Source organism: Anoxybacteroides rupiense, assembly GCF_014196195.1.
Classification (GTDB): Bacteria; Bacillota; Bacilli; order Bacillales; family Anoxybacillaceae; genus Anoxybacteroides; species Anoxybacteroides rupiense.
Genome location: NZ_JACIDF010000012.1, coordinates 62,673 through 74,172, shown reverse-complemented (window position 1 = coordinate 74,172; position 11,500 = coordinate 62,673). Strand labels below are relative to the sequence as shown.

General features: G+C 39.6%; 9 protein-coding genes and 3 pseudogenes. 10 read left to right on the top strand and 2 right to left on the bottom strand.

Annotated features, from left to right (window positions below; all coding sequences use genetic code 11):
• Together GGQ95_RS16125 and GGQ95_RS16120 are read left to right on the top strand one after the other, a co-directional pair.
• The coding region (locus tag GGQ95_RS16125; protein ID WP_244963773.1) for a polymorphic toxin type 8 domain-containing protein at window positions 1–578 on the top strand (578 nt) is incomplete at its 5' end.
• A gap of 4 nt (window positions 579–582) precedes the next feature.
• Window positions 583–960, top strand: a complete 378-nt coding sequence (locus tag GGQ95_RS16120) for a DUF2750 domain-containing protein (RefSeq protein WP_221212137.1) — start codon at window positions 583–585, stop codon at window positions 958–960.
• A gap of 232 nt (window positions 961–1,192) precedes the next feature.
• Here GGQ95_RS16120 and GGQ95_RS16115 read toward each other — a convergent pair.
• Window positions 1,193–2,071 (bottom strand): annotated as a pseudogene (locus GGQ95_RS16115) (IS982 family transposase).
• 563 nt (window positions 2,072–2,634) lie between these two features.
• On the opposite strand from GGQ95_RS16115, the pseudogene GGQ95_RS18900 reads away from it, so the two are divergent.
• The 5 genes and pseudogenes from GGQ95_RS18900 to GGQ95_RS16095 all read left to right on the top strand — a co-directional run.
• Window positions 2,635–2,754 (top strand): annotated as a pseudogene (locus GGQ95_RS18900) (ATP-binding protein); the annotation flags it as partial.
• 178 nt (window positions 2,755–2,932) lie between these two features.
• The gene (locus GGQ95_RS16110) at window positions 2,933–3,439 is read left to right on the top strand and encodes an inorganic diphosphatase (RefSeq protein WP_369815521.1); all 507 of its coding nucleotides are present in this window, start codon (window positions 2,933–2,935) and stop codon (window positions 3,437–3,439) included.
• A 102-nt stretch (window positions 3,440–3,541) separates the two neighbouring features.
• Window positions 3,542–3,778: pseudogene (locus GGQ95_RS16105) on the top strand (IS701 family transposase); the annotation flags it as partial.
• A 1,003-nt stretch (window positions 3,779–4,781) separates the two neighbouring features.
• Window positions 4,782–5,375, top strand: coding sequence for a TetR/AcrR family transcriptional regulator (locus GGQ95_RS16100; RefSeq protein ID WP_044742789.1), 594 nt, complete (start codon window positions 4,782–4,784; stop codon window positions 5,373–5,375).
• Window positions 5,376–5,462: 87 nt separating this feature from the next.
• On the top strand, window positions 5,463–6,839 hold the full coding sequence (locus GGQ95_RS16095) for an MFS transporter (RefSeq protein ID WP_044742788.1): 1,377 nt from the start codon (window positions 5,463–5,465) through the stop codon (window positions 6,837–6,839).
• A 282-nt stretch (window positions 6,840–7,121) separates the two neighbouring features.
• Here GGQ95_RS16095 and GGQ95_RS16090 read toward each other — a convergent pair whose 3' ends face one another.
• Entirely contained in the window at window positions 7,122–7,685 is a 564-nt protein-coding gene (locus GGQ95_RS16090) for an FAD-dependent oxidoreductase (protein WP_044742796.1), read from the bottom strand.
• Window positions 7,686–8,340: 655 nt separating this feature from the next.
• On the opposite strand from GGQ95_RS16090, the gene GGQ95_RS16085 reads away from it, so the two are divergent.
• From GGQ95_RS16085 to GGQ95_RS16075, 3 genes are read left to right on the top strand one after another with little or no spacing between them, the layout of a single operon-like run.
• Window positions 8,341–9,180 carry a histidine racemase CntK family protein gene (locus GGQ95_RS16085; RefSeq protein WP_066148756.1) on the top strand — a complete coding sequence of 280 codons (840 nt, stop codon included), beginning with the start codon at window positions 8,341–8,343 and terminating at the stop codon, window positions 9,178–9,180.
• Between the two features lie 27 nt (window positions 9,181–9,207).
• Entirely contained in the window at window positions 9,208–10,002 is a 795-nt protein-coding gene (locus GGQ95_RS16080) for a nicotianamine synthase family protein (RefSeq protein WP_183187150.1), read from the top strand.
• Between the two features lie 30 nt (window positions 10,003–10,032).
• Window positions 10,033–11,343 carry an opine metallophore biosynthesis dehydrogenase gene (locus GGQ95_RS16075; protein ID WP_183187149.1) on the top strand — a complete coding sequence of 437 codons (1,311 nt, stop codon included), beginning with the start codon at window positions 10,033–10,035 and terminating at the stop codon, window positions 11,341–11,343.
• Window positions 11,344–11,500: the final 157 nt, after the last annotated feature.

The following is an 11,500-nucleotide window of genomic DNA, read 5'->3' as shown; positions in this document are numbered from 1 at the left end:
ATGGCGTGTTCTTGTCCATGGACCCTGATCCGGGAGATTCGGACGATATCCTCACACAAAACGGCTATACGTACGCGAACAACAATCCGGTGATGCTGGTCGATCCGGATGGGCATTTTGTGTGGATGGCGATTAATGCGGGATTTGCGGCGTATGATGGGTATAAGGCCTTTAAAAAAGGCGGTTGGAAAGCGGCGGCGATTGCCGTTGGCGTGGGACTGGTTGGCGGTGCGGCGTTTAAAGGTGCCAAAATTGCGTATAGGGTGTATAAAGTTAGACGGGCTGGAAGGTTGGATTTACAGTTTTTTGCTAGTGGTAGAAGAGGTAAACAAGCACGTTTAAGAGAATTAGCAAATGATGATAAATTATCATCAGTTTTACGTGGTGAAATTCGACGTGATATTAATGAAATTAAAAGGGGGAAAAGAAGAACTATAAGAGTGCCAAAGGGATATGAGTTAGCTCATAGACGTGGATATGAGGCAAGAAAAGGATACGGGTACGAACACAGTGATTTACAAACAATAAGAAATCATAGAACTCAGCACAAGTATGATCGCTATGGAAGAAGGAGGTAAAAACATGATAAATGAAAAAGAATTTTACTCTGTTCTTAACTTACCAGCTAACAAAAGGTATGAATACTTTATAAAAAAAGTAGTCGATTGGGGAGAGGTATGGGGACTCTATGAAGACGGTTGGGCAATGACTGAGGATGATAATGGCAATCTACTAATTCCTTTTTGGCCTAAAAGAGAATTTGCTCAATATTGTGCCGCCAAAGAATGGGAAGGATATACTCCTGAACCAGTTGAACTCGATGAGTTTATGAATGAATGGCTTCCTAGGATAAAAGAAGAGGGATATAGACCATCGATTTTTTGGAATGGTTATGATTCCGCAGTAATGGAAGTTGAAGTTTTGTTAGGAGATTTAGAAGGTGAATTAGAAAATTATTAGACTTTTGATAGCAATGTTATCTATAGTAAAATTTTGTGGTAAAAGAGCGGCAGTTCAGTAACTGCCGCTCTTTTTGTAAATTCATTTTTAGCACCTCCCTCTATAAACTTTAATTTTCTTTCTTCAGATTTCTTACGTTTTTTTTAAATTTCGTAAACACATGATAGCTTTGCCACCTCGTATAAATAAATATTACTTGAATTTATACAATACCCGTGGTGCTAGTTGAACTTTAACGCTCAACTAGCCCAAGAATGACGAGTGAATAAGCGAGTAAAATGCCATCCAAAGCTGATTCAAATCCATAAACAGAGTTGGCGCGAATCTCTGTGATCCGGTACTGATCAATGAGAACGGAAAACACGGTTTCCATGACTTTGCGCTTTCGTTTCATCCATCGTTTCCATGCTTTCGATTGATGGATTTTCTGTTTTTTCTGAACGGGAGTCCAAAAAGTGATCTTGTATTCATCATACAGCTTCTTTTGCAAGTCTTGGCTCACCTATCCTTTGTCACCAAGTGTATACGGATGAGGAAGTTGGGCCATCACGGTTTCCGCAGCTGTCCGGTCGTGACAGGATGCTTCGGTGACGACATATCCCATCGGAAGCGCTTGGTCGGTGATCTGAAGATGGAGCTTAACCCCATAGTAAGCCATCTTTTTGAATGCACAATACCCAATATCGGCGATTCCTTGAAACCGTTTGACGCGATCCATTCGTGCGGGGTGGCAGAGTTCAATGGGTAAGCTATCCACTACTGCATAAGCGTGATGTTGCCCACGTTTGGCTAGTTGATATCGGATCCATTGGACGGTAAAGCCAAGATTTCGACAACGCCGGTTCTATCGAGAGTGTTCAGGAAATCAATCTTTCGAAAATAAGTTTCCGATCACAAATCGGTGTCAAGCTCGTTCGGATGTAAAACCTAATAACTTTCCAAGAACATGGACGGCGATGATGACCTCCTCTTCTTATTTCAACAAATGGCGATTTCGGTGTTGTAAATACATCTGAATCAAAGACAATTGTCCAGATACAAAGAATAAAATCGCTGCATATTGTTTTTGAATTTTCGCTTCATCTGTTGTAAAATGAAAGTGCTCTTGCATGGGACTTCTCCTTTTGAATGTTTGGTCGCACTTTCATTTTAAAGGAGATCCTTCATGCAAGGGCTATTTTTATGCTCATCTCATTTTATCTAGCACCATGGGTTTAAATAAGTATTCGCACAATATTTTAATAGGAATGTACGTAATATCCGCCATCCATCCTTCATTGGGAGCCGTTGCTTGAAAGGTTTGTTTCAATAAATTGTCCTATACGTTGTAATGGGTCTCAATTCTTCTTCACTCATGATGCGAGCGATCGGCTTTTGAGACACACGAATCCCTTATTTGCGTAGTTCTTGCGTCACTTTCGGACTTCCGTAAATCTTACAGTGTTTTTTGCAAAAAGTGAATTTGTTTTGGTTGAATAAATATTCGATTGAAGTTGGCCATACCGGGGCTTGATATGGAGCCTTTGCAACCATGATTTTTTCCAAATAATACAGAATCAGTAAGTTTCGCAAATCAATACAGATTACCCATGGTTGCCACTCCATGTAAAGCCCCTATGAATGAATTTTGAATAAAATCTTGTACATCTCTGCACTTTTATTTTGTTCTAAACATGGGGGAAGGTACTCGGTGAGGATGTACGAGCCACAGCCGTCTTAGATCTCCTATTACATCACGCCATTACCTTTAATATCAAAGGCGATTCTTATCGTCTACGAGATAAAGAAAAAAGCAGGGGTTTATCCTGCCCAGTTGCCTAATTAAACGTTCATAATGGGGAATTTCATTTCGTTGAAATTGTTTTAAATCGTTGTTGACAATATCCATTATCAATTAATATGTACTAAAATTATATATTGTGATACAATTTTATCCAGTTAAAAAATTCGTTAGCTAAAATGCTTTAAAGAGGTGGCTGAAATGGAAAATGTAGTTGAAGTAACTATTGAGGTCCCACGTGGAGAACAAAATAAGTATGAATTTGATGAATCCACAGGGAAAATTAAATTAGACCGTGTACTATTTTCCCCTATGTTTTATCCTTGCGATTATGGCCATATTGAGAACACACTAGCTCTTGACGGCGATCCATTAGATGTATTAGTACTAACTACAAACCCTACCTTCCCTGGATGCGTGATTGATACGCGTATTGTAGGAGCACTTATTATGAGCGATGACAAAGGACAGGATGAAAAACTAATAGGTGTTCCGCTTTCTGATCCACGATGGGAAAATGTGCATAGTCTTAAAGATGTTAATCCTCATACCCTTAGGGAGATTAAACATTTTTTTGAACGATACAAGGAACTCGAAAATAAAGAAACAACTATTATTGGATGGGAAGGGAGAGATGTTGCTCTTAAATTGATTAAGAGTTGCCAAGACAGATTTAAAAAATATCCTGTAGCTGAGTAAAATAAAAAATGACATAAATTTATAACAAAAAAGGAGACATGAACCTGATTCCTTGGTTAGAATAGATGTGCCCACAACTATCCAAAAGGAGGTTCATGTCTCATGAATAGATTAGCACATCATCGAGGAATCCATAGGTTTTTCGAAATGTTTGGATTGACGCTTTATTTCTCGAAACCGGTCATGAAGCCTCTTGTTTATGTGGTGTGGATGCCATGATCATGAACGGCTTTTCGGGAGCGTTGACTGGGAGTTTTCATCCGAACCATCGAACGATAACTGAGCCATTTTTCATGAAAAGCCTATGATGATGAAGAGACGTTGCTTCGCAAGCTCCAATAGTGCATGCTTCGTCGTATCGAACGTATCGCGAAACGGGAGAATCAGCCTCTTTTTGTTTTGCAGGAAAAGATACACATTCCGTTAAATGAATTATGTAGTAACACCAATAGCTATAATTATTTTGACATTAACAATGAAGAAAATAAAATTGATTTCTGGAAAAAGTTATATCGAGCCAGGGTTATTTATAAAATATCTAATTTGAAAAATATCCGATAAAAAAGGTTATGAAAATATATAATTGATATAATTTGGAAGTTGATATTAACAAAACATTTAATAAATCATTAGACACATTAGAACGAGAATGGAAAGATTATTTAACATTCTTCAGTCGAGAAGTCTCCCACTTCTAAATCTTGCGAAGCTTGATGAAAGTGGGAGATGAATCGACTTCGGACAAGGACAGGCTTTTGCCTGTTCAATTGTCTGACCCTGTGGTAAAATAAACCTATGTCGTTCTTTCATAACTGGATATAGGAGGTTGCATGGAGAAAATAAAATGCGAAAACCAAGCGGATCCTTCCATGCGTAAAATATCCAAGGTACAAAAGAACTCCGAATTGTCGGACATCTAGGGTTGGAACGACCCGAAGTCACGCTCAGGGAGACGAAAGGCGGCTTTCGTCGTGGAACTGAGAAGCTCCCACTTCAAGCTTTAGCTAAGTGGTGAGTAGTTCACAAACTAATGTTAAACCAATTTCATATAAAGATAAAGAAAAAACAAAATTGCATTTTCAAAAGAGAAAACTTTCTCGATATGGGTAGTCCTCACATCTCATACCGGATTTCTACAACCGAAAGACATTGATCTATTGAAAGATGGTGCTCTATTTTATCACTTTTAACTATACCCTTCGAAACAATACGAAACTGGAAAGATAAGAAAACATCGCGCTGTCTCTCCGCTCTAATCTCTTGACGAAAACAAAGCCAAGGAGTAAAATGAAATCACTTAAATGACAGTCAGTACTGACAGTCAAAAAGAGGGTGAAAATGGATGGAGAATCGCGATGTGATGAATAATAAGGATAAATTAATGCAGGCAGCGATCGATTTGATCGCTGAACGAGGGTATCACGGGGTGACCACACAGGAGATTGCGGCCGCTGCGGGTTTAAGCGAAAAGACCTTATTTCGTCATTTTGGAAGCAAACAAAACTTATTAGAATCCGCTTTTGACCGTTACCACTATGCAGCGGAAATGAATGACTTATTTCAAGGCGGCCTGAATGGGGATGTATACGAAGATTTGCTTCGCATCAGCCGCACTTACCATGAAATTATGTTTCGAAACCGCAAAATGATTAAGATATCCATTGCGGAAGGCCATCATTTGCCTGGCTTTCGGGAGAGAACACATCAGCATCCACAGCAGTTAAAGAAACTATTGATCGATTACTTTACGGAGATGGAAAAGCGAGGCAAGGTGATTCACACCGACCACGAACAAACGGCTGTTTCTTTTATGCTTATGCATTTCGGCGCGTTTATGAATTATATAGATGCGACGGATACGACAGTGCTGAACGTCTCGTTAGAGCAAATGATTCAACATAGCGTACAGTTGTGGACTAGGGCTTTGTCTCCCTAGTTTTTTTACCTTGACGATTGACAGTCAGCACTGACAGTCATGAGTGGATCATGAAATATGACAAAATAAAGAGGAGGTCTAATCAAGATGGATGCCCCGTTTTCTCGGCAAGAAGGCATGAAATTGATGCGTGTGGTGATGTTTACCTTAACTCTGTCGTCTATGAGTATTCTGATGTTTAATTTTGTTCTGCCAGAGATCAGCGAGTCTTTTCATTTAACGACAGCCCAAGTCAGCTGGGTCACGTCCGCTTACTCCCTCATTTATGGAATCGGAACCGTGATATATGGAAAGCTGGCGGACCGCTATAAATTGAAAAACATTCTGACCGTTGGATTGCTCGTACTGGCAGCGGGTTCCTTTCTTGGTCTTGTAGCTCAATCATTTTCGATGGTTCTTGCTGCTAGGTGTTTACAGGCGTCAGGGGCCGCCGCAATCCCAGCGTCAGCCATGCTGATTCCTTTACGTTATTTTCCTCCCGAGCAAAGGGGACACGCGATGGGAACGGCCTTTGTTGGCTTAGCCCTAGGGAGCGCACTTGGTCCGATTATTTCTGCTTTAATGATCAGCATGGTCCATTGGCGATGGTTATTTTGTATTCCTGTGTTTCTCTTATTGACTTTGCCGTTTTATCGCAAATACCTTGGCGATGAAGAAGGTTCATCGGCCCATATAGACTGGATCGGGGGATTTTTGCTTGCTGCATCCGTCACTTTATGGTTATTAAGCGTCACCAATGAATCATGGTGGCTGTTGTTAGGAGGAATGATTGGATTGGGGGTGTTCAGTTTGCGTATTCTGACGGCTCGCCAACCTTTTATTCAACCTCAGCTTTTTAAGAATAAACAATATACAAGGCGATTAGCGATTGCTTTTATCGTGAACGGAATCGGTTTTTCCCTTTATTTTCTGAGCCCTTTATTTTTAGCCGAAATTCATCATCTACCTCCTGCTTGGATCAGTATGGCTATGGTTCCAGCGGCGCTGACAGCCGCTTTGCTCGGACAAAAAGGAGGAAAGTTAGCCGATAGAAAAGGTAACACTTATTTGTACTCTATTGCCTCAAGTTTATTAATTCTCTGTTTTGCCTTACTTTCTACATTTATAGGCGTCTCTCCTTTATGGATCGCTTTCTTTTTGGTGATCGGTCAAGTGGGGCAAACGTTTATCACGATTGCCATATCGAATGCCGTTTCGCTGACCTTGCTGAAGGAATATTCAGGAGTCGGCATGGGACTGTTGTCTATGTTAAATTTTATTGCCGGCGGAATGGCATCGGGGATTTATGGGAAAATGATCGATCTTGGGGCTGATGTTGCTTGGAACCCTGCCAATGTCTATACAAATGGAGCTGTTTACAGCAATCTCTTCTTAGTTCTTGCGGTGATCCATGTCCTGACCCTCATGTTTTATTTAGCAATCGCCAAAGAATCATTTCCGCTAAACAGTGATGGAAGAGAGTAAGTGATATTGCGTCTCTTTTAAGCCATCATCAAAAGAGCGGTGTTTCTTTTCAGAAAAGGGTGTGATACCATTCGATACCGCCCCAAGACAACAAGTACTTCGATTTGATCTCGTACGATGTGCGTATGTTCATTTTTTATGATCTTCCGGTTAAGAGAGACATTTTATATCGAAAGCTGATTTCTATTTAGAGAGAGGTTTGCTCGTACGAGAAGGGGATCTTTCTAGGCATCATAAAGCAACCAAAGGGGCAGCTTCGTTTTGAAGGCTGCCCCTTTGGATTTATGATTGGAGAACATCATGATCAACGTAGCGCGCGCCATTTAACTCGCTAATGAGATTAATGGCAACTTTGGCTCCATCGCCAGCGGTGATGATGGTATGCACGCTGACGCCAGCCACTGTGCCGGCGGCCCAAATCCCTTCTACATTGGTTCGTCCTAGCTCATCTACTTCAACGATCGTTTTAATTCTCGGTTCAGTTCCTTGTTTTGTTTTGACTCCAATTTTTTCTGCGAGGTCTGTTGCTATACCGGTTGCTAGAATAATATGCTCAGCCTCGAATGTTTGCTCGGCTGCTTCAATTTGAAATCCTTTTTCCAGCTTTTGAATGCTGGTCACTTGACCGCTCATGAGTTCTGCGCCAAATTTAGCCGCTTGCTTCTTTCCTGTCTCTACTAAATCGGTTCCCGTGATCTCCATGACACCGTAATGATTTTCAACCCAAGCCCGCTTTGTCATGCTTTTTCCATTGTCAATTAATAGCGTTTTCTTTCCGGCTTTTGCGGTGAACAGAGCGGCGCTTGCCCCGGCTGGTCCAGCACCGATAATCGCTACATCATACATCATTTGAGACCTCCTTATGGAAATTTCTACATGACCCATTATAACATGGAGGCACATATAACCATAATGATATGTTTTGAAAATTTCTATCATTCTTTATTATAGGCGTTATATGGGCTTAATCAGACATATAGCATGATAAGAATGGACATAAGCCAAACAATCTTTATATCTATGATTCTTTAGCCGAGGGTTCGCTTCAACCGTTTGGGCAACATCAATAAAGGTTAGCGTGGCCCTCTTCATATTAGTCTCCATTGCGTGAGGATTTCGCAAAAAAAAAAACAATATTCCATCTACTTATCTTTTTATAAATATGGTGCTTAAGGAGGATTTTTTGACGGCCAAGTAGCCAAACTACGCTCATTCACAGAGCCACCAACGAACCTGAAAGCAGCGTTGTTTAGGAATTTCGTCGCGCAGAAAATACCATCCACCGAGAAGTCTCCCAACCCTAGACAAAGTGAAGCGGGAGGTTCATTCACCAAGAGAATATCCTCTCTTTATGCACAATTCGTGTTCGCTAATATAAAAAATATAACAATATTGACAATGTTTAACCATATGATATAATTTGTTCTAAAATGAAAATCATAATCATTACGCTTTACAAAAGATGATTATGAAGCAAATATAAGTGTAAAGGGGAGCTGCGATGAAACAGGAAATCGATTTTATTAAATTTAATCCAACACAAAATATGACCGTTCTCGTAAAAGCTAATCAACCAGTTGAGGAGTATGGACGGATCGCTTCAAAAATTATGTCATATGACAATGTATATGCTGAGCAGGTAGGTTTTATAGAAAAGCCGAGAAATCATCAAGCTGCTGCCCATCTACAGATGGCCGGAGGTGAATTTTGCGGCAATGCTTGCATGGCGTTGGCCGCTTATATTGCATCTGAAAAAGGGCTAAAGCAGAATGATTGGATGGAACTATTATTGGAAGCCTCGGGCACGGACAGATTAATAATGTGCCAAGTAAAAAGGGATTCAGATGAATATTATTGTCAAGTTACTATGCCGATTCCTAAACAGATCGAACAGAAAACGATTCAGTATGACGGAGACGATTTGCATATTGTGATCGTGAGATATCAGGAGTTCATCCATATTGTGATAGAAGTGAATGAATTTAGTAGTGCCGTGAGGGAAAAAGCCCAATCATTAGCAAGATTGCTTGGGATCACTATCGGAGCTAATTTGATCGGCATTTTATTGTATAAGTCGAAATCTGATGAATTGGCTCCCCTCATTTACGTTCCTCATCTAGACAGTATGGTTTGGGAAAGAGGTTGCGGCTCAGGTACGGCGTCCTTAGGAGCCTATTTAGCATGGAAAAATAAGAATAAAAGAAATGTTGCTGCAACGATTAGGCAGCCCGGAGGCACTATGAAGGTAGTGGCCCATTGCCATGAGGGAATATTAACAAATCTTAAGATTGAAGGATGTGTCGGGATAGTCGCACAAGGCAAGGCTTTTATTAATGTTTAGTTACCGCATTGTATGGGGGTGAAATGAATGATTGTCTTAAAAACTTTTCAAGAATCTTTAAGCTACTTTTTAGAGAAGTTTGATGAGTTGGCCAAAAAGTATGATCATACAATCAATCATTGTTCAGAATTAGAGCTTTTAATAGATGACTACTCCAAATTTATAACAAATGAGAAAAATCAAGAGGCTTGGGAGCAACTAGAACTTCACGAATCCAGCGAATGGAGTCAGCTTGTGGCGAATTTGAGGAAAAAATCAGCCCTTTGCGTGGCGATTATGGAAAAATATCGTGCCTTAAAATTGCGAGATGGACATGTTGAAATAGCCGATTATTTTAAAAATATCGAATCATGCATTGAAGAAGAGTTTGGCAGTTTCCGAATCACTTCTGAATCAAAAGTATTATTAGTAGGCTCGGGTTCATTCCCGATGACCCCCTTATTAATTGCTAAACGAACTGGGGCGGAGGTTGTTGGCATAGATATCGATGATGAGGCTATTCAACTTGGCCGAAATGTCGTGGAAAGACTAGGGAGCGGATTAAACATAAGATTAGAAAAATTATCAGTGGAAGATCTTGATTTTACGAAAGACGTTACCCATGTCATCTTCAGTTCAACTGTCGAAAGTAAATACGACATATTGGACCAATTATATGAATTAACCAATGACCATGTAGTGGTGGCTATGAGGTATGGTAATCAATTAAAGTCTTTATTTAATTATCCATTACGAGAAGTAGATGAGGAAAAATGGAAGTTAGTTGAGCATATCATACGCCCACAGCACGTGTTTGATATAGCGCTGTACAAAAAAGTATAGCTTATTCGCTTGATAGAAAGGGAGGTTTTTATGAGCGGCTTTAAACGAGTCTTGTTGTTAGGAACCGGACCAACATCCATTCAGCTTGCTGCCACTTTAAAAAAACAGTTGAATTGCTATGTGGGGATTTCCGGGAGAGAATCTGTTCGTTCGGAAAAAGTCTTTGCGGCTCTTAAGCAAAGTGGCCATCTTATTCGTGTGAGCGTTCAAAATGAAAAGCATCAAGCTATGGCAGGGGAATGCTTTATTGATCAAGTGTTTAAAGGATATGGAACAATTAAAGGGGACTGGGATACCATTATTTTTTCCGTAACAACAGATGCTTATATGGACGTATTAAAGCAAATGAATGATGAGCTATTAAAACAAGTTAAATGTATTGTTTTAATTTCTCCAACTTTCGGTTCAAATAGCTTAATCAGAAACTATATGAAACGTATAAATTCAGATGTAGAAATTATTAGTTTCTCCACCTATTACGGCGATACGCGATGGATACATAACCAGCCGCCTAATCATGTTTTAACAACAGGTGTGAAGAAAAAAATTTATATAGGATCGACACATGATCCGTCTGAGAATATCGACAGACTGTGTCAGCTATATGAAAAGTTAGGCATTGCCTTAGAAAGGATGCAGTCCCCGATTGAGGCGGAAACAAGAAATATTTCTTTATATGTCCATCCGCCGTTATTTATGAACGATTTTTCATTACAAGCGATATTTGGGGAGTTAGATACGAAGAAATATGTATACAAAATTTATCCTGAGGGGCCTATTACGCAATATTTAATTCGTGAAATGCTGGCTCATTGGAAAGAAATTATGAATATGATCGGGAAAATGAATATACAAGGTATCAATTTGCTTAAATTTATGATCGATGATAATTATCCGGTAAGACCGGAAAGCTTATCACGCGAGGATATTGAAAATTTCAATCATTTGGAGCCTATTCATCAAGAGTATTTATTGTATATCCGTTATACTTCCCTATTGATCGATCCTTTTTCAGAACCAGATAAAGAAGGAAAATATTTTGATTTTTCTGCTGTTCCATTTAGGAAGGTATTTGTCAACAAGGAAGGGTATTGGGAGATCCCAAGAATGCCTAAGGAAGACTATTATCGCATAAAAATCATACAAGGGATCGCCAAATATTTAAACGTGGATTGTCCAACAATCGATACATTTATTGAAAGATATGAAAGGAAAATCGAAACATTTACTCAATTTCACAGAGAAGAATTATTGTCTCATGCATTTACCGTTCAACATTTTGCGGAAGATTTGCAAATGATATGCAGTGAAATCGGAAAAAGCATAACAGCGAAGAGTTGAAAGATACCGAATGCCTTAGATGATATAAAGTAGTATGTTATATAAATCGTAATCAATTCGATTTAATTCGATGATAATGATTGGAAAATAGATTATATTTTACATGCGAAAGTGAGTTGTGTTCAATTTTGTAGCTGTCGCTTGACATGTTCGTTTT

Excerpts from the sequence above, each read along its gene's own strand:
- GGQ95_RS16120 (WP_221212137.1), top strand. The coding sequence starts at position 583 with ATGATAAATGAAAAAGAATTTTACTCTGTTCTTAACTTACCAGCTAAC.
- GGQ95_RS16100 (WP_044742789.1), top strand. The coding sequence starts at position 4,782 with ATGGAGAATCGCGATGTGATGAATAATAAGGATAAATTAATGCAGGCA.
- GGQ95_RS16095 (WP_044742788.1), top strand. The coding sequence starts at position 5,463 with ATGGATGCCCCGTTTTCTCGGCAAGAAGGCATGAAATTGATGCGTGTG.
- GGQ95_RS16090 (WP_044742796.1), bottom strand. The coding sequence starts at position 7,685 with ATGTATGATGTAGCGATTATCGGTGCTGGACCAGCCGGGGCAAGCGCC.
- GGQ95_RS16085 (WP_066148756.1), top strand. The coding sequence starts at position 8,341 with ATGAAACAGGAAATCGATTTTATTAAATTTAATCCAACACAAAATATG.
- GGQ95_RS16080 (WP_183187150.1), top strand. The coding sequence starts at position 9,208 with ATGATTGTCTTAAAAACTTTTCAAGAATCTTTAAGCTACTTTTTAGAG.
- GGQ95_RS16075 (WP_183187149.1), top strand. The coding sequence starts at position 10,033 with ATGAGCGGCTTTAAACGAGTCTTGTTGTTAGGAACCGGACCAACATCC.